The sequence below is a fragment of the Flavobacterium channae genome (assembly GCF_021172165.1).
Classification (GTDB): Bacteria; Bacteroidota; Bacteroidia; order Flavobacteriales; family Flavobacteriaceae; genus Flavobacterium; species Flavobacterium channae.
The window spans coordinates 1,832,843-1,854,460 of sequence record NZ_CP089096.1 but is presented as its reverse complement, the minus strand read 5'-3'; the positions used below and the strand labels follow the sequence as shown (position 1 = coordinate 1,854,460).

Here is a 21,618-nt window from a genome sequence, read left to right as displayed (position 1 = left end):
ATCTTTGAAGCTATGAACGAAATCAAAATTATCGAGTGTCCGCGCGATGCCATGCAAGGTATCAAACCGTTTATTCCTACTGAAAAAAAGGTAAAATACATCCAATCGTTATTGCGTGTAGGCTTTGATACTATTGATTTTGGAAGTTTTGTTTCGCCAAAAGCGATTCCGCAAATGCAAGATACGGTTGAGGTTTTGGCTCAATTGGATTTGTCTGCTACCAACAGCAAATTATTAGCGATTATTGCCAATACACAAGGTGCACAAAATGCTTCTGTTCATAAAGAAATTCAATATTTAGGTTTTCCTTTTTCGATTTCGGAGAACTTTCAAATGCGAAATACGCACAAAACGATTGCTGAAAGTTTGGTGACACTTCAAGAGATTTTAGAAATCGCTGATAAATCGAATAAGGAAGTGGTTACCTATATTTCAATGGGGTTTGGAAATCCGTATGGAGATCCATGGAATGTTGAAATTGTTGGCGAATGGACAGAAAAATTGGCGAATATGGGTGTGAAAATCCTTTCGCTTTCGGATACCGTTGGAAGTTCCACTCCAGAAGTAATTGATTACTTATTTTCTAATTTGATTCCGAAATATCCAAACATCGAATTTGGTGCGCATCTTCATACTACGCCAGACAAATGGTTTGAAAAAATTGATGCGGCTTACAATGCAGGTTGTCGTCGTTATGATGGCGCCATTCAAGGTTTTGGCGGTTGTCCTATGGCAAAAGACGATTTAACAGGAAACATGCCTACGGAGAAATTATTATCGTATTTCACTACCAAAAGAGAAAATACGAATACGAGTCCAATGAGTTTTGAAAGTGCTTATAATGAAGCGACTAAGTTATTTGGTGAATTTCATTAATCAGTTTTTCTTCGTTTAAACGCTTTGTAAATTTCGACCCAAAGTACTGAAATTGTTCCTACTAATACACATAATCCTATTTGGGAACCACTTACCATTTCAAATAAGAAAAAGTTGGAAAATGCAGGAATAAACAGTATTAATCCAGTTAATAATATAGTGATTCCTATAATCAATCCTACCAAATTATTTTTGTACTGAATCGTTTTGAAAATCGAATAATAAAACGAACGATTGGCTAACGTTAATACAATGTTAGAAGTAATTAAAGTTAAAAATATCAACGTTCTAGTTCCATTTTCCGACATTTGCGCTCCAATCGCATATTGATAAATAAATAACAATCCTAATGTAATTACTAATCCTTGAATGATGCTAATGAGTACTTCTTTTAGCTTAAAGAAAGTTGTGCTTAGTGGTCTTGGTTTTTGTAGCATTAAATTGTCTTCCATAGGTTCATTTTCATAAATAATGGAGCAAGTTGGTCCCATAATAATTTCTAAGAAAATAATATGAACGGGTGTGAAAATATTGGGATACATCCAACCTAACGCTAATGGAATAAACACGATTAAAATAATGGGAATATGAATCGAAATTATGTATTGAATCGCTTTTTTTAGGTTGATATAGATTTTTCTACCCATAGCAATCGCATCGGTCATTCTTTCGAAATTATCGTCAACTAGAATTAAATTCGCAGCTTGTTTCGCAATTTCGGTACCTTTTTTACCCATGGCAATTCCGATGTGTGCCGATTTTAAAGCAGGTCCGTCATTTACACCATCGCCTGTCATCGCTACGATTTGATTATTGGCTTTTAAAGCTTTGATGATTCTTAGTTTTGCTTCTGGAAACATTCTGGTGAAAATAGCCGTTTCCATTACTTTCTCTTTCAAAGTGGCTTCATCCATAGCCATTAATTCATCGCCATTCAATACTTTATCGGCGTTTTTAAACCCAACTTGTCTTGCAATAGTTGAAGTGGTTTCAGCATTATCGCCTGTTACTATTTTTACTTGAATTCCTGCTTTGTAAAATGTTTCAAAAACCGCTTGAATGTTATGCTTTGGTGGATCGTAAAACGCTACTAATCCTTTGAAATGAAATTTTAATTCTTGTTGGGTTACTGGATAATCTGTTCCTTCAAAGTCGGATACGCCAACGCCTAAAACTCGGAATCCTTTTTGCATTATGGCTTTCATCGCCTCTAAAATCTGATTTTTTTCTATTTCAGTTAAATGACTGACTGTGATTAAAGCTTCAGGAGCACCTTTAGCGGCGATGATTTTTTTACCCGATTCGTTTTCGAAAACGTGCGTCATCATCGGTGGTTTTCCACTTAACGGATATTCGTGAACCATTTTAAAATGAGGTCGTTCGTCTTCGCTTTCAAAATTAGAATATGCTTCGTGAATCGCAATTTCCATCGCATCAAACGGAATAGGTTCGCTCGACCACATGGCATAATTTATGATTTCTTCGGCTTCAGGATTTGGTTTTTGTGTAGTTGCTACTATCGAATTGGATTTAAAAAGGTACAATTCGGCTAAACTCATTCTGTTTTCGGTAATTGTTCCGGTTTTATCAGTGCAAATTACGGTTGCACTTCCAAGAGTTTCAACGGTTTTGGTTTGTTTAGTAATGATTCCCATTTTCATCAAACGCCAAGCACCAAGAGCCATAAAAGTGGTGAAGGCTACCGGAATTTCCTCTGGAATAACGCTCATGGCTAAGGTTAGCGCTTTCAATAAACTGTCTAAAACCAATCTTGAATTATAGTAATTTATCGCCCAAACAATGGCAAATATGACCAAACCTATAATCGACATTTTGGTGACGAAATTCCCAATTTGAATTTGTAGAGGCGTTTTTTCTTCTTCAATCGCATTCAAACTCGAACCAATTTTTCCTAATTGCGTTTTATTTCCAATTGCGGTTACTTCGCAAATAGCAAGTCCAGAAGCTACAATAGTACCTTGGAAAACTTGTTTATTTTCGGATTCATTCGATTTGAACACGGCTAAAGATTCACCCGTTAAAATAGATTCGTTGACCGAAAAATCGTTGGATGAAAGAATAATTCCGTCTGCGGGAATGAAAGCGCCTTCTTCCAATTGAACACAATCGCCAATTACAATTTCTTCGGTTGGAATTTCAATTAGTTGACTCTTTCTAATGACTTTACATTGTGGTTGGGTTAGTTTTTTTAAGGCTTCAATCGCATTACGACTTCTAGATTCTTGAAAAACCGAAATAGCCATTACAAACACAATTGCAAAAGTCATAAAAATACCATCACCATAATCTCCTGTTATGAAATAAATACTCGTAGCGGTAAAAAGTAAAAGAAACATTGGTTCCTTAACGATATCTAAAATGGAGTTCAGAAAATGGTTTTTTTTCTGATGTTCGATAGAGTTGGTGCCGAATTTTTTTGCGGATTCTATTACTTCTGAATCGGTTAGGCCTGTACTTGTTTTTTTAGAATCGCTCATTGTAGATGAAAAATTATTATGCAAGTTACATAATTTATTCTTAAAAGAAATAGATTATTAGCCTAAGTTTTACTATATTTGCACGCAATTTAACAACAACTACAAATTGCACCATGAAAGCACACACAACTAAAATCGTTGGCGAAGGTCTTACTTACGACGATGTTTTGCTTATTCCAAATTATTCAGAAATTTTACCACGCGAAGTTAGTATTCAATCGAAGTTTTCGAGAAATATTACGTTGAATGTTCCTATCGTTTCCGCAGCAATGGATACGGTTACCGAAAGTTCTATGGCAATTGCTATGGCACAAGAAGGTGGAATTGGCGTTTTACACAAAAACATGACGATTGAGCAACAAGCAGCAAAAGTAAAGAAGGTAAAACGTGCAGAAAGCGGTATGATTATCGATCCAGTAACGTTACCTTTAACTGCAAATGTTGGTGATGCGAAAATGGCAATGAAAGAATTTAGCATTGGCGGAATTCCAGTTGTAGATGATAACGGAATTTTAAAAGGTATTGTTACCAATAGAGATTTACGTTTCGAAAAAGTAAATTCACGCTCGATTTTAGAAGTAATGACTTCTGAAAATTTAGTAACGGCTGCTCAAGGAACCACTTTACATGAAGCAGAAGATATTCTTCAAGAAAATAAAATTGAAAAATTACCTGTAGTTGATAACAATAATAAATTAGTTGGCTTAATTACATTTAGAGATATTACGAAATTAACCCAAAAACCAATTGCTAATAAAGATAAATTTGGTCGTTTACGTGTAGCTGCTGCTTTAGGAGTTACGGCAGACGCGGTTGAAAGAGCTACAGCATTAGTAAACGCTGGAGTTGACGCGGTAATTATTGATACTGCTCACGGACATACAAAAGGAGTAGTAGATGTATTAAAAGCAGTAAAAGCTAAATTCCCAGAATTAGATGTAGTAGTAGGTAACATTGCAACACCAGAAGCTGCGTTATATTTAGCTCAAAATGGAGCTGATGCAGTGAAAGTTGGAATTGGTCCAGGTTCTATTTGTACAACGAGAGTTGTTGCAGGTGTTGGATTTCCGCAATTTTCAGCAGTTTTAGAAGTGGCTACGGCTTTAAGAGGTTCAGGAGTTCCAGTTATTGCCGATGGTGGAATTCGTTACACAGGAGACATTCCAAAAGCGATTGCTGCGGGTGCTGATTGTGTGATGTTAGGTTCACTTTTAGCAGGAACAAAAGAATCACCAGGTGAAACAATTATTTTTGAAGGAAGAAAATTCAAATCATACCGTGGAATGGGTTCTGTTGAGGCCATGCAAGAAGGTTCAAAAGACCGTTATTTCCAAGATGTAGAAGATGATGTGAAGAAATTAGTTCCAGAAGGAATTGTAGGTCGTGTGCCATACAAAGGAGAATTAAACGAAAGCATGCAACAATTCATAGGTGGTTTAAGAGCTGGAATGGGTTATTGTGGTGCAAAAGACATTCCAACCTTACAAGAGACAGGACGTTTCATTAGAATCACGGCAAGTGGTATTGGTGAAAGTCACCCACACAATGTAACTATTACGAAAGAAGCTCCAAATTATTCGAGATAGTTTTAGTGTTCAGTGATCAGTCACAGTGTTCAGTTATAAGCAACGTTTGTTATTCCGTTGTAATTTTATAATGTATTAGTTAATGAGTTTTAAATTTAATATTCAAGAAACCATTGAAAAAGAACTTTCTTATGGTTTTTATAGTGTTTATATTCTAGGCGGTCATCATATTGATGCTAATCCAGATTTTTATATTCAAATTATTAATATTGAGACTAATAAAGAAGTGGATTTAAAAGAGAAAAGTTTAAAATTGCGAGATTTTAAATTTGGAAAAAAAGCAGTTAAATTCTACTCATTTGAAATTAAGAAACATGGTAAGTTTAAAATTTCTGTTCATAATTATTATGATATTATTGTTAAAGATTCAATGTTGGAAGTTTTTCCATTTCCTTTTTTATCAATGTCAAGATTTTTATTTTCAAAAGTCTTAGGAAGAAGTAGAGAAAAATTGACTTTAAATGATATTGAAATAGCAATAGTTTAAATTTTGACAAAATATTTTACAAACCTGACAGGTTTCAAAAAACCTGTCAGGTTTTTTTGTACTTAAAAATGAACACGAATTTCACTAATTTACACCAATTAATTCGTGCTAATTCGTGAATTTTGTGTTTAATTACTTAGCTCCAAACAATTGAACGGCATAAATTTTCTTGTTTTCCCAATCGATGCTAAAACCGATTTCAGTGTAAAAATATTGATGGTCTAAAATATTTTTCAAATGATTGGGTGATTTCTTCCAAAGATTGAACATTTTTAAGGCTAAAGTATCTAAGTCGGCTTCAGAGTAAATTTGGTCTTTAATTCCTGTGAATAACAGATTTTCACCAACTAAAACAAACGAATTTCCGCCATAGAAATAGACACGGTCTTTTGGACTTTGCTTTTTAGCATCCGTTTCTTCGTGAGATAAAGTTTGGGCTTTTGCGATGTATTTGGAATGGTCGTCAGCTGCTTTTTTTAAATGAGCATCCAAACCAAGTACTTTTCTGTCGTTATTGGAACGTTCTTCGTTTACCAATTGATATACTTTTGTTTTCAGTTTTTCTAAATCAATTTTGTTTTGATTTTGACTGAAACTGAATGTAGATACGAATATTAAAAATAGGGTGATTTGGGTTTTCATTTTGTATGTTTTTCAATACTTTATATAACTTAAAAAGAGATTAAAAAGTATTTTATCCTTTCAAAAACTCATTAATCTTTTTTCGATCACCAGCAATCCACAAAATATCATCAGATTCTAAAATCCAATGCGATTCTGGGTTTAAGATACGTTTTCCGTTGCGTTCGATGCCTACGATTATGCCGTGTGTTTTTTCCCTAATCTGCGATTCTCGAATACTTTTTCCTATACAAACTCGGTTTTTTAATTCTAATTGTTGTAAAATAATATCTTCTTTTTCTTCGTCTTCGGGATCATCAATTTCATGTTTGTCCAAATACAGTTTGAAGAGTTTTACTTGTTCATCTGTTCCAATTACGTTGATTTCATCTCCAGGAAATAATCGTTCAGAACGAATAGGAATATTAATTGTAACATCGCCTCTTTTAATCGAAGCAATATTAATTCCGAATTGTTCTCTGATTTTTAGCTCTTCTAATGTTTTTCCTGCCAAATTAGATGCTGTTGCAATTTCAAAATCTGCCATGTGACCATCCCAAGGAGATAATACATTTTGGCGTTTGTTAGCTTGTTTTGTTAATTCTCTATCATTGAAATTCCTTAAAAAATGACTTTCAATTTTATTATAACGAGCATGTAGTCTTTTTGGAAAAAGAATATAGGCAATAATTCCAATTATCAAGGCAATTAAGGCGATAACTGGAGAGAAAAATTCATTCAATACAAATCCCATATAGAAAAGAGAAAGCGCAATTCTAAAGAAAACTAGTACGATAATCGGACCTTGGTATTTTCTGACTTGCATTAATTCTTGCACTTGTTCTACGGCCACTCTTCTAAGCGATAAAGCCCATAAAAATGGAGATAAAATTACAACCGTAATTAATGCTGCAATGGCATTTCCAAAACGTGAATCTTCAACCAAAGGCAGAATATATTTGGATGAAAGTAGAATAATCGCCACAATAATAATCGAGTGAATGATTACCTGAGTTAAATACGCTTTTAATACAATTTGCCAAGTACTAACCGATTTAATAGCTTCGGTATTGGCACTGTAGCGTTCGATTTTTTTAACCCAACGTCTTGGTAATTTTTTTTCTAAATACAATGAAAATGGTGTTGAAAATTTCACCATGAAAGGCGTTGTAAAGGTGGTGATGGCTGAAACTGCTACTACAATTGGATATAAGAAATCGCTTGTTACATTTAACGTCATTCCTAATGTAGCGATGATGAATGAAAACTCTCCAATTTGCGATAAACTCATTCCCGTTTGTATGGATTGTTTCAACGGTTGTCCCGAAAATAATGCGCCAATGGTAGCACTTAATGATTGTCCTAAGATAACCACTAAAGTTAAAATGGCTACAGGAAATCCGTATTTCATTAACATTTCAGGATCAATCAACATTCCGACCGAAACGAAGAAAACCGCACCAAATAAATCTTTTACGGGTTTTACCAAATGTTCAATGTGTTCCGCTTGTGTGGTTTCGGCAATAATAGAACCCATGATAAAAGCACCAAGAGCAGGAGAGAAGCCTACGTTTGCAGCGAATAAAACCATGAGTAAACATAATGCCAATGAAACAATTAGCAACATTTCATCGGTTAATAAGTGCTTAGCTTTTTTAAGGAATGTTGGGATAAAGAAAATTCCTGCTACAAACCAAATCGTCAAAAAGAAAACTAGTTTTAATACTGATTGTAACAATTCAGTTCCCGAAAATTGCTGACTTACGGCTACAGTAGATAACAATACCATCATTAAAATGGCTAAAATATCTTGTACAATTAAGGCGCCAATTACATTTCCAGCAAATTTTTGTGCTTTAACACCTAGTTCGTCAAAGGTTTTTAAAATAATAGTAGTGGATGAAATCGATAAAATTACACCTAAAAATAAGCTGTTCATTTTTCCCCAATCCATAAGTTGACCGACAAAATATCCAATTGCCACCATACTTATAATTTGGGTTAAGGCTGTGATAGAAGCCGTTCCGCCTACTTTCATCAGTTTTTTAAAGCTGAATTCGAGACCTAAACTAAATAAGAGGAAAATAACGCCTATTTCTGCCCAAACTTTTACACTGTTCATATCTTGAACCGTTGGGAAGAAATCTGATTCGCTACCAGCTAGAAAACCGGCTACTAAATATCCAAGAACTAAAGGTTGTTTTAATAATCTGAAAATAAGAACTGCAATAGCAGCCGTAACTAAAATTAAACCAAGATCGCTTATTAAATCTGGTATGTGAAGAGTAGTAGCAGTTAAGTGTATTGGCATATAATTGATTTTTGACTAAAAATAGTTAAAATCAATTTCTTATCAAAACAGTTCTAATTTAGGAAGCGTTTTTTATCTTTTTTTTAACGAATTCAGGTCGTTCAATGTGTAGAATTGCATTTGATTATTTCGTACATATTGGCAAATGAATTCTAAAGTTTTCATCTCTACTTCGTAATTAGCAGTAGCTTTATTCACAGGTTTGTGAGCGTAAAAAATAACCACTTTGTTGTTTCTTTTCGCGTAATTTAAAACTTTGGTGATGTATTTGATACTAAAGTGTTTGTATCTAGTGTCAATTCCAATTCCGTTTAAAATAGGTTTACCATTGTAAAAATTAGAATTGTTTCGCACTTTTTTATAACCACCAGCAGTTGCTCTAATGATTTTGAAATGTTTTTTTAATTCGGAATCAAGTGTTTGTGTTTTTGCTCCAAAAGGATAAGCAAATGAATTCAAAGTGATTCCTTGGTGTTGAAAAGCCTGAATTAAAGGCGTGATTTCGGTTTCAATGTATTTCTTTTTGCCGTATTTTTTAGAAAAATCTTTAGCATTTATGTGGTTGTAACCATGCCCAGCAATTTCATGACCTTTTAATTGGAAGTTTTTTAAAGTCCCAAAATCGTTTTTAGTAATTTGAGGAACATTACTCACACAAAAGGTTGCTTTCCATTTGTATTTTGCTAATTGCATATCTGCATCATTCCATTCTTTTATAAAACAATCGTCAAACGTAATAACAACACCAGCGTTGGTTTTTTGTTGTTGTATTGATTTTACTGAGTTACAAGAAAAGAAAAAACCTATCAGTAAACTAATTAGAAAAAGTTTTAAAATGATAGGTTTTTGCATATTTGAAATTTATATACCTAAATAGTTACTTGGTGTAATTTGCATTAATTCAGTTCTTACTTCTTCAGAAACGTTTAAAGTACCAATAAAATTGTGAATCGCTTCTTTATTAATTACAGTATTTGTTCTTGTTAAGTCTTTTAAAGCTTCATATGGATTTGGATAAGCTTCTCTTCTTAGAATCGTTTGAATCGCTTCTGCAACAACTGCCCAGTTTTTCTCTAAATCTTCTGCGAATTTATCTTCGTTTAGTAATAATTTGTTTAATCCTTTTAAAGTTGCTTCAAAAGCAATTAAAGTGTGTCCCATTGGCACACCAATATTACGTAAAACAGTACTGTCTGTTAAATCACGTTGTAAACGAGAAATAGGTAGTTTAGCCGATATATGTTCGAAAATAGCATTAGCAATTCCTAAGTTTCCTTCCGAATTTTCAAAATCAATTGGATTTACTTTGTGAGGCATTGCTGAAGAACCAATTTCTCCTGCTTTGATTTTTTGTTTGAAATAATCCATTGAAACATATGTCCAAATGTCTCTATCTAAATCAATTAATATCGTATTGATACGTTTTAAAGCATCGAAAAATGCTGCAAAATGATCGTAATGTTCAATTTGAGTTGTAGGGAAAGAATGGTGTAAACCTAAACTGTTTTCAACAAAATCAGTTCCAAATTTTTTCCAATCCGTATTCGGATACGCTACTTTGTGAGCATTGTAATTTCCAGTAGCACCACCAAATTTAGCTGCAAAAGGAACATTGAATAACAAACGCATTTGTTCTTCTAAACGTTCTACGAACACTAAAATTTCTTTTCCTAAACGGGTAGGAGAGGCCGGTTGTCCGTGAGTTCTGGCTAACATTGGAACGTTTTGCCATTCCATTGCTAGTTCTTTTAATTTAGCAATAACACTTACTAAGCTTGGTAAATATACATTTTCAAAAGCTTCTTTTGTAGAAAGCGGAATTGCAGTATTGTTGATATCTTGAGAAGTCAAACCAAAATGGATGAACTCTTTATATTCTTGTAATCCTAAACCATCAAACTTTGATTTGATGAAATATTCCACAGCTTTAACATCGTGGTTGGTTGTTTTTTCAGTTTCTTTAATCCAAAGCGCATCTTCAGTAGAGAAGTTTTTATAGATTGCTCTTAATGAATCATAAATCGATTTGTCAATTTTAGCTAATTGTGGTACATCAGCTTCGCGCAAAGCAATAAAATATTCAACCTCAATTAATACACGGTATTTAATTAGGGCTTCTTCTGAAAAATAAGGAGATAATGAAATAGTTTTGCTTCTATAACGACCATCAATTGGCGAAATAGCATTTAATTCTGTTAATTGCATTTTGTTGTGTGTTGTTTAAAGAAGTGCAAATTTAGTAATTAGTGATTAGTAATCAGTAATTAGTTGGGAGTTTTTTTATTCCAAAGACAAAAGTTCTGCTTTAATAATTTTCATTCCTTCAACTGCGGTTAATGGCAACACTTTCAACTCATTTGGTAAATCGTAAATGGTTGCCGGATTTGGATCAATATAATAAACAGGAACACTTTCATCTACATAATTCATTAATCCAGCCGCGGGATATACTTGTAATGATGTTCCGATAATGATAAAAATATCGGCAGTTTCAACTATATCAATTGCGTTTTCAATCATAGGAACGTCTTCTCCAAACCAAACAATATGTGGTCTTAATTGGTTGCCTTCTAAGTCAAAATCGCCTAAGTTTAAATCGTGTTTCCAATCGATAACAAAGTTTTCATCGACAACACTTCGTACTTTTAGCAATTCACCATGAAGATGGATTACTTTATTACTTCCAGCTCTTTCGTGTAAATCGTCTACGTTTTGAGTTATGATATGCATATCAAAAGCATTCTCTAATTCGGCTAATATTTCATGCGCTTTATTTGGCCTTACCGTTTGTAATTGCGCACGTCTTTTGTTGTAGAAGTCCAAAACCAATTCAGCATTATTTTTCCAGCCAATAGGCGAGGCTACTTCCATAATATCATGACCTTCCCATAAACCATCAGCATCTCTGAAGGTTTTAATGCCACTTTCAGCACTAATTCCGGCTCCAGTTAATACTACAATTTTTTTCATTTTCTAATTCTTTCGCAATTTTAAAATCAAATGCGTCTAAAAAAGACGCATTTTGAGTATTATACTTTTCCTAAAGTGTAGAGTTGTTCTAATGTTGGACTAGCACTTCCACCAGCTGGTTCAAGAGTAATTCCAAACGCTTGAGGTGCTTCTGCATTTTCAACTTTTATTACTTTTGTTGTGCTTGTGGCATAAGTATCTAATAAACCAATGCTTGTAGGAGTTAATACAGGTTCTAGTTTTAATGCCCAAACCTGATAAACCATTCCTTTAGGGGGCGTTGGTAAACCAGAAGCATCAATATAAACAGCCTTAGTAGCTTTGTTATAATAAGCTTTTGCAAATGCTTTTGGAGCTACTTGTTGTCCTGTTAATGCTACTGCAACATTGCTTGTATCTCTTAAAATAGCTAAAACTTCGTCTGATTCTTTTTTCTTCAATTCTAAATCTACTACTGATTCTTGTAAAAGATTTTTCTCAGTTGAAACATTATTCAATATTTCATTCGTTTGATTTAATTTATAAAATTGAAGACCAAAACCTATAACTAAAATTGCAGCTGCTGCCCAACCAGTATATTGCGCCCAGTTTGATTTAGATTTCATAGTTACAACTTTGTGTTTTCCTAATAATTCGGTTCGAATTTTTTCGTAATTCGTTGCCGATAAATGAGGAGCTACACTATGTGATAAATTGATTACCGCTAATTCAATTGCTTTGATTTCTTCTCTTACATCAGAGTGCTGTTCAGCCATTTGATTTACTTCCGCAATTTCTTCATCGGAAAGTTTTCCAAATACATACAGTTCTAAAATCCCAGATTCTATATATTCTCTACTATTCATTGATCATTAATCTTAATTCATTCATACAATTTCTATTCTGCGTTTTAACCGTTCCTAATGGGATTTCAAGTTCATCTGACGCTTCTTGCTGAGTGTATCCTTTAAAAAATAAAAGATCTATTAATTGGATACATTTTGGCTTTAATTTTTTTATAAACTCTTTAATTCCTATAGCATCTATTTTGTTGATTGTTTTTGAGTTATCATCAAGTATATGTACGAAATTATCGGTTGATAAGTTTTTTTGATTGTTGTTAAAGTTTTTAGAACGCAATTTATCAATAGATGTGTTACGAGCAATGTTTAACATCCAAGTGTACAATCTTCCTTTAGAAGTGTTGTAAGTGTCTATGTTTTTCCAAATTTTAACAAAAACTTCTTGAAGCACATCTTCAGCTTCTTCTTTGTCTTTAATTAAATTGAAAATAATTCCATATAAACTTTTGGAATAGTTGTCATAGAGTAGTGTAAACGACCTATCATCTTTTTTTAAGAGTAGGGGTAGAAGTTCTTCTTGTGTCATGCAATTTTATTTTTGTCTAAAATAATAAAAAAAGTAGTATTATTTTTGCTGAATGGAAAATAAAGATCAAGACTTACTAAAATATTTAGAAGGATTTATTACAGAAAGCCGAAAAGAGGGTTTTTTACGTGTATTAAAAAATAGAACAAAACATTTTACTGTAGCTATCGAAGATGTTTATCAATTGCACAATACAAGCGCGGTTATGAGAAGTTGTGAAGTTTTTGGAATACAGGAATTAAACGTTATCGAACAAAAATTTGGTAAACGAATTGATAAAGAAATTGCACTTGGTGCTGAAAAATGGGTTGATATTAATCGTTTTTCAACAATACAGGATTGTATAACAAACTTAAAAAGTAAAGGTTATCAAATTATTGCCACAACACCACATAACGATTCATGTATGTTACATGAGTTTGATATTACAAAACCTTCTGCTTTGTTTTTTGGAACCGAAAAATTAGGATTGTCAGAAGAAGTAATGCAACAAGCGGATGGCTTTTTAAAAATTCCAATGGTAGGTTATACAGAAAGTTTGAATATTTCAGTTTCTGCGGCAATTATCATTCAAGATGTTACAAACCGTTTGCGTCAATCAAATATCAATTGGCAATTAACTCCAGAAGAAGTTTTAGAAAAACGTTTGGATTGGACTCGAAAGTCGATAAAAGATATTGAGTTTATTGAGAAAAAATTCGCAGAAATTAAGTCGAATACGGAAAGCTGATTACCTGTTTTTCCTTAATATTTTGTAATCTTCATAGCAAGCACTTATCGCATCCATAATTTGTAAATCGTTTGCGGTTTGGATGAAATATTCTGAATAATTACAGTTTTGAAGAATTAATGGAATATCGTCTTTGCTTATTTCAAGTAAAGCAGCTAGTGTTTCTCTATCAAATTTTGTTGCTAAAAGATTTCTAACGGTATCGTCTTTTTTCATTTCTTTTAGCTTTTTCATTTCTTTAGGTCGCTTTCCAAATACATTATATAAGAAATCAGCTGGATTTGAAATGGAACCTAAAACTTTAGCAATAGCTCCTGGTTTGTATTCGCCTCCTTCATAACCCGCTTTTAATCCCGAAATGCTGTAACGATAACCATCATCGGCAACAGGAATTAATTTGGTGTCAACTTCAACATAACCTGTAAGGTTGTATTTTGCAACTACTACTTCATCAAGAACATAAGCTTTTTCGCTTAAGTAAATTTTGGTAGGATTTTGTTTTATCCAGTCGTTTGTTACTTTAACTTTAATAGTTTCGTAACCTAAATAAGAAAATAATAAAGTGTCGTTTACCTTGGCATCAATTTCAAATGTTCCGCTAGGAGAAGTAACTGTTCCTTTTACGCGTGAAGCATTAATAACGTGAACATTGCTCATTGGAAGCTTTGTTTCGTTTTGAATAACAGTACCTTTAATGTTTGTCACAAGCGTATCGTTTTGTGAAAAACAAAAATTTGAAACTAGTACAAAAAGAAAAACTACAAAATATCTCATTCCTTAATTATTGATTCAAAAATACGAATCTCAAGGTGATATTTTGTAGTTTTTTATAAATTTATAAGAAAATTAACGAAAATTGTTAGCTTCTTCTTGGTCTTCTTGGTCTTGAAGCATCTCCAGAACTTTCTGTTCTTCTAGAAGATCTGTCAGAACTACCTTCTCTTCTTGGAGCTGAGCTACTTCTTTCGCCTCTAAAACCACCTTCTCTTCTTGGAGCAGAACTGTTTCTTTCACCTCTAAAGCCGCCTTCTCTTCTTGGTGCACCGCTTCTTTCACCTCTAAAACCGCCTTCTCTTCTTCCACCACCAGAATTTCTTCCATTATGATCGCGTCTAGAACTGCTTCCTCCGTCGTTTTTAGAGATTTCAACGTTGATTCTTCTTCCGTTTAAATCAAAACCATTTAAAGTTTCCATTACTTTTTCAGTATGTTCACCATCGGTATTGAAGAAAGAGAAACCTTCTTTAACATCTACTTTAAATACGTCATCACGACCTAATTCTAAAGTTTCTTTTAGGAAGTCTTTTAATTGCATCCAATCGAAATCGTCTCTTGCACCAATATTAATGAAATAACGAACTGGATCTCCAGCTCTAATTTCTCTTGGTTCAGAACTTCTTTCACTTCTTTCAGAAGCAATATCACGTTTCTTTTTGTAGTAGTTTAAGAATCTATTAAATTCTACAGAAACCATTCTTTTAATCAATTCTTCTTTAGATAAATCTTGGAAAACTTCATAAATAGCTGGTAAGTAGTTGTCAATTTCGTGATCAACTTCTGTATCGTGAATTTTATTAGCTAAATGTAATAACTGAATTTCGCAGATTTCAATTCCAGAAGGAATTGTTTTTTCTTCGAATTTTTGTTTGATGATACGTTCAATAGAGTGGATTTTTCTTAATTCACTTTTTGTAACGATTACAATAGAAGTTCCTAATTTTCCAGCTCTACCTGTTCTTCCTGAACGGTGGTTGTATGTTTCAATTTCGTCTGGTAATTGATAGTTTACTACGTGAGTAACATTATCAACATCAATTCCACGAGCAGCAACGTCTGTTGCAACCAACATTTGAATTTGACGCCCTCTGAATGATTTCATTACACCATCACGTTGTGCTTGCGATAAGTCACCGTGTAATGCTGCTGCGTTATACCCGTCTTCGATTAATTTTTCGGCAACCGCTTGTGTATCACGTTTTGTTCTACAAAAAACAACTGAAAAAATATCTGGATTAGCATCTGCTAAACGTTTTAATGCTTCATAACGGTCTCTAGCGTTTACTACGTAATATTCGTGAGAAACTGTAGCAGAACCTGAATTTTTATGTCCAACCGTAATTTCTTCTGGGTTCGACATGAATTGTTTTGCAATACGCGCAACTTCTTGTGGCATAGTTGCAGAGAATAACCAAGTGTTTTTTTCGTCTGGTGTGTCCGATAAGATGGAACAAATGTCTTCGTAGAATCCCATGTTTAACATTTCATCTGCCTCATCTAAGACACAGAAATCAATGTTTTTAATGTTTACAAGACCTCTGTTAATCATGTCTTGCATTCTACCAGGTGTAGCTACAATAATTTGAGCTCCACGTTTTACTTCTCTAGCTTGTTCTGTAATGCTTGCACCACCATAAACAGCCACAGTGTGTAACCCTTTTATGTACTTTGAATAAAGTTTAATTTCGTTGGTGATTTGTAAGCATAACTCACGTGTTGGCGATAAAATTAATGCTTGCGTGTTTCTGTTTTCAGCATCAATTTTTTGAATTAAAGGAAAACCAAAAGCTGCGGTTTTTCCTGTTCCTGTTTGCGCTAAGGCTACTAAGTCTGTGTTTTGTTCCAATAGTACTGGAATCGCTTTTTCTTGGACTTCTGACGGATTCTCAAATCCTAGATCTTTAATCGCCAGCAGTAGCGACTCATTCAATCCTAATTGTTCAAATTTATTCATAAAATATTTTAAATTGGGTGCAAAGGTACGCTTAAAAAACTAGATTAGCTAATTTGTTATTAACTGATTTTCAATTTGTTATATTTTAATGGTTTTAAATGTCTTTTATAAAAATGAAACGCGATAAAAAATTGGTTATAAAAAACTGAAAAATGAAGTACTTTTGTAAGAAATGATATAAGATGTTTGAATTGTTAGATATTATCGGAACTTTAGTATTTGCTATTTCGGGTGCATTGACTGCTATTTACAAGAAATTAGATTTATTTGGTGTGTATTGTATTGCTTTTGTAACGGCTTTAGGAGGCGGAACAGTTCGCGATGTCATGATAGGAAGAACGCCAGTAGGATGGATGTTAGATATCGATTATGTTTACATTATTACCCTTGGATTTTTTCTTTCAGTTGTTTTCAATCGCTATTTAGAGCGTTTGCGTATCTCGATGTTCTTATTTGATACGATTGGATTAGGGGTTTTTACCTTAATAGGTTTAGAAAAAGGTTTGGAATTTGGTTTGAGTCCAGTGATTTGTGTAATCTTAGGAACTATTACGGCTACTTTTGGTGGAGTAATTCGCGATATTTTGTGTAATGAAATTCCGGTTTTATTCCGAAAGGAAATTTATGCTACGCTTTGTATTGCAGGTGGAATTTTGTTTTTTCTTTTGCAAGATTTACAAATACAAAGCGATATTATTTCATTAATAGTCGCGGTTTTTATTATTACATTCCGATTAATTGCTTTTAAATACAACTGGAGTTTGCCTATAGGTTCTGTTTTTGCAAAAAAAGAATAAGTTCTTTAACTGCAATTCCTCTGTGACTAATAGTTGATTTTTCTTCCATTGTCAATTCAGCAAAGGTTTTTTCATATCCATCTGCTACAAAAATTGGGTCATAGCCAAAACCGTTAGTTCCAATTTTTTCTTCAATGATTTTTCCATTGATGATTCCGGTAAATAAGTTTTGCTTCCCGTTAAGGTTTAAAGCAATAACGGTTTTAAAATTAGCTTTTCGATTCGATTTATCTTTTAATTCATCTAAAAGTTTATCCATATTATCGTTGGCATCTTTTTGTTCGCCTGCATAACGAGCAGAATACACTCCAGGAGCACCATTTAAAGCATAAACTTCTAAACCAGTGTCATCTGCAAAACAATTGTAACCATATTTCTCGGTAACGTAATTTGCTTTTAAAATAGCATTTCCTTCAATGGTATCAGCGGTTTCTGGAATATCTTCTGTACATCCAATTTCTTCTAAACTAAGAATTTGAATAGAATTTGAAACTAAAGCCTGAATTTCCTGAATTTTATTTTTGTTGTTGGATGCGAATACGAGTTTCATGAAAAATGATTTAAAAAAACAAAGATACGAAATGTATAAAAAGCAAAAAGTCGAGGTGGAGCCCCCGACTTTTAAGGTAAACGTGTAACCACATTTCTGTGTCGTTCGGTGCAAAGGTAATTGCATTTATTGATTTACCAAGCTTTTTTGAATTTTTATTTTATCAGTGAATTTTTTTAGGCTTAAAATTTATAATAAAAACTTTTTTCTTTATACTTTTGCTTCGTTTTTAACACCTATTATATATCATGGTAAAAGATTTATTCGAAAGAATTCAAAACAATAAAGGTCCGTTAGGAAAATGGGCTTCACAAGCAGAAGGATATTATGTATTTCCTAAATTAGAAGGTGAATTAGGTCCAAGAATGATGTTCCATGGAAAGAAAATCTTAAACTGGAGTATCAACGATTATTTAGGTTTAGCAAATCATCCAGAAGTGAGAAAAGCTGACGAAGAAGCAGCAAAACAATATGGAGCAGCTTACCCAATGGGTGCTCGTATGATGAGTGGTCATACAAATTATCACGAACAATTAGAAAAAGAATTGGCTGCTTTTGTAATGAAAGAATCAGCTTATTTATTAAATTTTGGTTACCAAGGAATGGTGTCTATTATTGATGCTTTAGTAACTAAAAACGATATCATTGTATACGATGTAGATTCTCATGCTTGTATTATTGATGGTGTACGTTTACACATGGGAAAACGTTTCACTTACAAGCATAATGATTTAGAAAGTATGGAGAAAAACCTGCAACGTGCTACTAAAATGGCTACGGAAACAGGAGGTGGAATCTTATTCATTACTGAAGGTGTTTTCGGAATGCGAGGTCAACAAGGTAAATTGAAAGAAATTGTAGCAATGAAAGAAAAATACAATTTCCGTTTGTTAGTTGACGATGCTCATGGTTTTGGTACATTAGGTAAAACAGGTGCTGGAGCAGGAGAAGAGCAAGGCTGTCAAGACGGAATCGATGTGTATTTCTCAACTTTTGCTAAATCAATGGCAAATATTGGAGCATTCGTTGCTGCTGATAAAGACATTATCGATTATTTAAAATATAATTTACGTTCGCAAATGTTTGCTAAAGCGTTGCCAATGATTCAAACTATTGGTTCGTTAAAACGTTTAGAGCTTTTACGTAATTCTTCTGAAATTAAAGATAAATTATGGGAGAATGTAAATGCGTTACAAAATGGATTGAAAGATAGAGGTTTCAACATTGGTGATACCAATACTTGTATTACTCCTGTTTACTTAGAAGGTTCAATTCCAGAAGCAATGGTTATGGTAAACGATTTACGTGAAAATTATGGAATTTTCTTATCGATTGTTGTTTATCCAGTAATTCCTAAAGGTATTATTTTATTGAGAATGATTCCTACAGCTTCTCATACAATGGAAGATATTAGTGAAACTTTAGCTGCTTTTGAAGCTATCCGTGAAAAATTAGTAAACGGAACTTATGCAAAAATTGCAGAAGCAAATGTTCAAAATGTAGAATAAACTTTTTAGTTTAAGATATAAAAAAAGGGATTCAATTTGAATCCCTTTTTGTTTTATAATAATTCCTTTTTATAGGTTCTTCTTCGTTTGTTTATTTTCGAATTAAAGTGCTTCCATAAGTTGTGAATAGCATGATTTTCTTCTAACTCTGGTGTTCTGATACAAGTTTCAATGCCTTTTGCTTCACAAACTTTATAATATTCTTCAAAAACAATTGCCGTTACACCTTTGCTTTGATATTCAGGCGTTACGCCAATTAAGTAAAAAACAACTTCTTTTGAATGTTTACGCGCTTGTAACAAATGATAAAATCCAAAAGGAAAAAGTTTACCATTCGCTTTTTTTAAAGCCTGAGCAAAACCTGGCATTACAATAGCAAAAGCAATCATGTTGTCGTTTTTGTCAACGATGAATTTGATAAACTCAGGGTTGATAAATCCAATATATTTCTTTTTAAAATAAGCTTTTTGAATATCGTTTATTGGAACAAAAGATTGCAGTTTTGAATATGTTTCATTGAACAAATCAAACATTTTGTCCACATAAGGCATTATGTCTTTTGTTTTAGTGAAGTTCAAACAACGCAATTCGTAACGTTTCTTAATCAGCTCGCTAGCCTTCTGAAAAGGCTCAGGATTAATCCCATTGAAAGAAAAGTCGCTTTCTATGTATTCTTTCTCTTTTATATAGCCAAGCTGTTCTAAATGCGTAATGTAATAAGGTTGACTGTACCAAGTAATCATATTGCCTAATTGATCAAAACCTTCGCTTAATATCCCAACTTTATCAAGATTTGAGAAACCCATTGGACCTTCAATATGGTCCATGTTGTGTTTTCTACCTAATTCTTCAACTTTATTTAACAACGCTTTTGTTACTTCAATATCATCAATTGCATCAAACCATCCAAAACGAGTTTTTCTTTTATGTAAGATGTTAACTTCGTCCCAATTGATAATGGCTGCTACTTTACCAACAATTTTACCGTCTTTGTATGCTAAATAAAAATGTGCTTCTGCAGTTAAAAGTGCAGGATTTTTTGTTTTGTCAAAGGTTTCTAATTCTTCCGCTATAATTGGCGGAATCCAGTTCGGATTGTTTTTGTATAATTCGAAAGAAAACATAACGTAATCTTTCATTTCTTTTTTTGTGAGTGCTTCCTTAATTGTTATCATTTTATTCTACTGCATCTTTTCTTTTCTTAGCTTCTTTTTCAGCTTTTTTCTTCACTTTTTTATCGGTTTTGCTTTCAGTTCCCGGTTTTGCCATTTGAACTTCTTGGTATTGATCTGCAAAACGCCAAGAAAAACCAATTCCGGCATTAAAAAGGCCAGGTGTGTTTTTTAAGTTTTTTCCAATAGAAGCATCTACTTGCATGTTTTTGTCAAACAAAAATGCTGCTCCTAATCTTAAAACACCATCGCTATAATAGTCGCCCATATAACCTTGATTTTCAATAAATCCCGACCATTGTGCATTGAATCCTCTTGTTAAAGTTAAAATGTAATTGATTGATGCAAAATCAGTTCCTATTTTATCATAAGTTAAATTAGTAACTAAAACCCATCTTCCACCAAAGTGATTTTGAGCAATTGCAGTTACTTTAGGGCTAAAGCTTGGTTCTTCAATATTTGCAGGAGCATAATTAAATGGAGTTTCGCCTACGCTGAAGTTAGCACCTGCATACATAGCAAAAGCAGGAATAAATTGTCTCCATTTGAATTTTTTGTTTGCTTTCCAGCTGTATATATTTACTTTTTCCTCGTAGTTTTTAAAAGGATCGTAGATTAAATATTTTGCTCCAAGAGTCAATTGTTTAAATCCACTTCTACTTTCTTCAAAAGCTCCAGAAGTAAGTTTGTCATTCTGATACTGGATTTCTCCAATTACTTCTAATTCTTCTTTCCAAACACCATAGCGTAAAACCAATTCACCAATAAAACCTTTTGCTTCATAGTTTAATAAGTTGTGGTCTTCTGAAACATAGGTTACTCCAGTTTCAGCTTGTATGATTTTTTTTCCAACAGCATATGCCATCATCGATTTTCCAGGGCGATTTGAATTAATTTCATCTGTAAATTGTGCAAATGAAACTTGAGACATAATGCCAAAAATTAGAACAGAAAGTGTTTGAATTGATTTCATAAAAAATGATTTATGTCCAAAAATAGTTATTTTATCATAATTTTATGAAACAATTTTGAAGTTTTACCAACCAATATCTGTATTTTTGAATTTTAAAATGTTTATCAATGGAAATGGCTTCTTTTTCAGGTTTTTTAAGAACCTTAGGAATTATAGTTTTATTTTATTACTTGTTTAAGTTTGCAGTGCGATTATTTGCACCAATTTTGGTTCAAAAGGCTGTAAACAAGATGCAAGATAAAATGCAAGAACAATACAGACAACAACAAGATCAACAATACAATGCTTCTCAAGCTACGAAAGCAACTCCGAAACCAAAGAAAGAAGTAGGAGAATACATCGATTATGAAGAAGTAAAATAATTTTTTGTTTATCAACTTACTTAAAAGGATATTGTAACAATATCCTTTTTTTAATTACTTTAGCACCTTATATTCATC

Annotated in this window: 20 protein-coding genes; 7 read left to right on the top strand and 13 right to left on the bottom strand. The window is 33.1% G+C overall.

All coding sequences use genetic code 11. The annotated features are described in order from the left end of the window. The first annotated feature begins 12 nt into the window (after positions 1-12). The gene (locus LOS89_RS08565) at positions 13-876 is read left to right on the top strand and encodes a hydroxymethylglutaryl-CoA lyase (protein WP_231834866.1); all 864 of its coding nucleotides are present in this window, start codon (positions 13-15) and stop codon (positions 874-876) included. Here the strand turns inward: LOS89_RS08565 and LOS89_RS08560 are convergent. Beyond that, a complete protein-coding gene (locus LOS89_RS08560) occupies positions 873-3,374 on the bottom strand; it encodes a cation-translocating P-type ATPase (protein ID WP_231834865.1) in 2,502 nt (833 codons plus the stop codon). The two genes, LOS89_RS08565 and LOS89_RS08560, sit on opposite strands and share 4 nt — an antisense overlap. 113 nt (positions 3,375-3,487) lie before the next feature. On the opposite strand from LOS89_RS08560, the gene guaB reads away from it, so the two are divergent. Both guaB and LOS89_RS08550 read left to right on the top strand, forming a co-directional pair. Continuing rightward, positions 3,488-4,960, top strand: a complete 1,473-nt coding sequence (gene guaB / locus LOS89_RS08555; RefSeq protein WP_231834864.1) for an IMP dehydrogenase — start codon at positions 3,488-3,490, stop codon at positions 4,958-4,960. Between the two features lie 82 nt (positions 4,961-5,042). Beyond that, entirely contained in the window at positions 5,043-5,447 is a 405-nt protein-coding gene (locus LOS89_RS08550; protein WP_231834863.1) for a hypothetical protein, read from the top strand. Between the two features lie 132 nt (positions 5,448-5,579). On the opposite strand, the gene LOS89_RS08545 is transcribed toward LOS89_RS08550, so the two are convergent. From LOS89_RS08545 to LOS89_RS08515, 7 genes are all read right to left on the bottom strand, one after another. Beyond that, positions 5,580-6,089 carry a CAP domain-containing protein gene (locus LOS89_RS08545; protein WP_231834862.1) on the bottom strand — a complete coding sequence of 170 codons (510 nt, stop codon included), beginning with the start codon at positions 6,087-6,089 and terminating at the stop codon, positions 5,580-5,582. A gap of 52 nt (positions 6,090-6,141) precedes the next feature. Then, a complete protein-coding gene (locus LOS89_RS08540) occupies positions 6,142-8,379 on the bottom strand; it encodes a cation:proton antiporter domain-containing protein (RefSeq protein ID WP_231834861.1) in 2,238 nt (745 codons plus the stop codon). 72 nt (positions 8,380-8,451) lie between these two features. Continuing rightward, entirely contained in the window at positions 8,452-9,231 is a 780-nt protein-coding gene (locus LOS89_RS08535) for a polysaccharide deacetylase family protein (RefSeq protein WP_231834860.1), read from the bottom strand. Between the two features lie 9 nt (positions 9,232-9,240). Next, a complete protein-coding gene (gene purB / locus LOS89_RS08530) occupies positions 9,241-10,584 on the bottom strand; it encodes an adenylosuccinate lyase (protein WP_231834859.1) in 1,344 nt (447 codons plus the stop codon). A 75-nt stretch (positions 10,585-10,659) separates the two neighbouring features. Beyond that, entirely contained in the window at positions 10,660-11,349 is a 690-nt protein-coding gene (locus tag LOS89_RS08525) for an SIR2 family NAD-dependent protein deacylase (RefSeq protein WP_231834858.1), read from the bottom strand. Between the two features lie 59 nt (positions 11,350-11,408). Continuing rightward, positions 11,409-12,194, bottom strand: a complete 786-nt coding sequence (locus LOS89_RS08520) for an anti-sigma factor (RefSeq protein WP_231834857.1) — start codon at positions 12,192-12,194, stop codon at positions 11,409-11,411. After that, a complete protein-coding gene (locus LOS89_RS08515; RefSeq protein WP_231834856.1) occupies positions 12,187-12,717 on the bottom strand; it encodes an RNA polymerase sigma factor in 531 nt (176 codons plus the stop codon). Before LOS89_RS08515 ends, LOS89_RS08520 begins: the two co-directional genes overlap by 8 nt. Before the next feature lie 52 nt (positions 12,718-12,769). On the opposite strand from LOS89_RS08515, the gene LOS89_RS08510 reads away from it, so the two are divergent. Further along, the gene (locus tag LOS89_RS08510) at positions 12,770-13,447 is read left to right on the top strand and encodes a TrmH family RNA methyltransferase (RefSeq protein ID WP_231834855.1); all 678 of its coding nucleotides are present in this window, start codon (positions 12,770-12,772) and stop codon (positions 13,445-13,447) included. Here LOS89_RS08510 and LOS89_RS08505 read toward each other — a convergent pair whose 3' ends face one another. Beyond that, entirely contained in the window at positions 13,448-14,221 is a 774-nt protein-coding gene (locus tag LOS89_RS08505; protein WP_231834854.1) for a carboxypeptidase-like regulatory domain-containing protein, read from the bottom strand. An 85-nt stretch (positions 14,222-14,306) separates the two neighbouring features. Continuing rightward, positions 14,307-16,178, bottom strand: coding sequence for a DEAD/DEAH box helicase (locus LOS89_RS08500; RefSeq protein WP_231834853.1), 1,872 nt, complete (start codon positions 16,176-16,178; stop codon positions 14,307-14,309). A gap of 182 nt (positions 16,179-16,360) precedes the next feature. Between LOS89_RS08500 and LOS89_RS08495 the strand changes: the two genes are divergently transcribed. Continuing rightward, complete coding sequence (locus tag LOS89_RS08495; protein WP_231834852.1) at positions 16,361-16,975, top strand: trimeric intracellular cation channel family protein; 615 nt, start codon at positions 16,361-16,363, stop codon at positions 16,973-16,975. Here the strand turns inward: LOS89_RS08495 and LOS89_RS08490 are convergent. Then, entirely contained in the window at positions 16,944-17,525 is a 582-nt protein-coding gene (locus tag LOS89_RS08490; protein WP_231834851.1) for a non-canonical purine NTP diphosphatase, read from the bottom strand. The genes LOS89_RS08495 and LOS89_RS08490 overlap by 32 nt on opposite strands. Positions 17,526-17,773: 248 nt before the next feature. Between LOS89_RS08490 and capB the strand changes: the two genes are divergently transcribed. Further along, complete coding sequence (gene capB, locus LOS89_RS08485) at positions 17,774-19,033, top strand: cysteate-C-fatty acyltransferase (RefSeq protein WP_231834850.1); 1,260 nt, start codon at positions 17,774-17,776, stop codon at positions 19,031-19,033. A 53-nt stretch (positions 19,034-19,086) separates the two neighbouring features. Here capB and LOS89_RS08480 read toward each other — a convergent pair whose 3' ends face one another. Both LOS89_RS08480 and LOS89_RS08475 read right to left on the bottom strand, forming a co-directional pair. Next, entirely contained in the window at positions 19,087-20,208 is a 1,122-nt protein-coding gene (locus LOS89_RS08480) for a GNAT family protein (protein WP_231834849.1), read from the bottom strand. Position 20,209: 1 nt separating this feature from the next. Further along, positions 20,210-21,178, bottom strand: coding sequence for a transporter (locus tag LOS89_RS08475; RefSeq protein ID WP_231834848.1), 969 nt, complete (start codon positions 21,176-21,178; stop codon positions 20,210-20,212). Positions 21,179-21,285: 107 nt separating this feature from the next. On the opposite strand from LOS89_RS08475, the gene LOS89_RS08470 reads away from it, so the two are divergent. Next, complete coding sequence (locus LOS89_RS08470; RefSeq protein WP_231834847.1) at positions 21,286-21,540, top strand: DUF4834 domain-containing protein; 255 nt, start codon at positions 21,286-21,288, stop codon at positions 21,538-21,540. Positions 21,541-21,618: the final 78 nt, after the last annotated feature.

Bases quoted from the DNA above. Each gene is read 5' to 3' on its own strand.
- LOS89_RS08565 (WP_231834866.1), top strand. From the start codon at position 13: ATGAACGAAATCAAAATTATCGAGTGTCCGCGCGATGCCATGCAAGGT.
- LOS89_RS08560 (WP_231834865.1), bottom strand. From the start codon at position 3,374: ATGAGCGATTCTAAAAAAACAAGTACAGGCCTAACCGATTCAGAAGTA.
- guaB (WP_231834864.1), top strand. From the start codon at position 3,488: ATGAAAGCACACACAACTAAAATCGTTGGCGAAGGTCTTACTTACGAC.
- LOS89_RS08550 (WP_231834863.1), top strand. From the start codon at position 5,043: ATGAGTTTTAAATTTAATATTCAAGAAACCATTGAAAAAGAACTTTCT.
- LOS89_RS08545 (WP_231834862.1), bottom strand. From the start codon at position 6,089: ATGAAAACCCAAATCACCCTATTTTTAATATTCGTATCTACATTCAGT.
- LOS89_RS08540 (WP_231834861.1), bottom strand. From the start codon at position 8,379: ATGCCAATACACTTAACTGCTACTACTCTTCACATACCAGATTTAATA.
- LOS89_RS08535 (WP_231834860.1), bottom strand. From the start codon at position 9,231: ATGCAAAAACCTATCATTTTAAAACTTTTTCTAATTAGTTTACTGATA.
- purB (WP_231834859.1), bottom strand. From the start codon at position 10,584: ATGCAATTAACAGAATTAAATGCTATTTCGCCAATTGATGGTCGTTAT.
- LOS89_RS08525 (WP_231834858.1), bottom strand. From the start codon at position 11,349: ATGAAAAAAATTGTAGTATTAACTGGAGCCGGAATTAGTGCTGAAAGT.
- LOS89_RS08520 (WP_231834857.1), bottom strand. From the start codon at position 12,194: ATGAATAGTAGAGAATATATAGAATCTGGGATTTTAGAACTGTATGTA.
- LOS89_RS08515 (WP_231834856.1), bottom strand. From the start codon at position 12,717: ATGACACAAGAAGAACTTCTACCCCTACTCTTAAAAAAAGATGATAGG.
- LOS89_RS08510 (WP_231834855.1), top strand. From the start codon at position 12,770: ATGGAAAATAAAGATCAAGACTTACTAAAATATTTAGAAGGATTTATT.
- LOS89_RS08505 (WP_231834854.1), bottom strand. From the start codon at position 14,221: ATGAGATATTTTGTAGTTTTTCTTTTTGTACTAGTTTCAAATTTTTGT.
- LOS89_RS08500 (WP_231834853.1), bottom strand. From the start codon at position 16,178: ATGAATAAATTTGAACAATTAGGATTGAATGAGTCGCTACTGCTGGCG.
- LOS89_RS08495 (WP_231834852.1), top strand. From the start codon at position 16,361: ATGTTTGAATTGTTAGATATTATCGGAACTTTAGTATTTGCTATTTCG.
- LOS89_RS08490 (WP_231834851.1), bottom strand. From the start codon at position 17,525: ATGAAACTCGTATTCGCATCCAACAACAAAAATAAAATTCAGGAAATT.
- capB (WP_231834850.1), top strand. From the start codon at position 17,774: ATGGTAAAAGATTTATTCGAAAGAATTCAAAACAATAAAGGTCCGTTA.
- LOS89_RS08480 (WP_231834849.1), bottom strand. From the start codon at position 20,208: ATGATAACAATTAAGGAAGCACTCACAAAAAAAGAAATGAAAGATTAC.
- LOS89_RS08475 (WP_231834848.1), bottom strand. From the start codon at position 21,178: ATGAAATCAATTCAAACACTTTCTGTTCTAATTTTTGGCATTATGTCT.
- LOS89_RS08470 (WP_231834847.1), top strand. From the start codon at position 21,286: ATGGAAATGGCTTCTTTTTCAGGTTTTTTAAGAACCTTAGGAATTATA.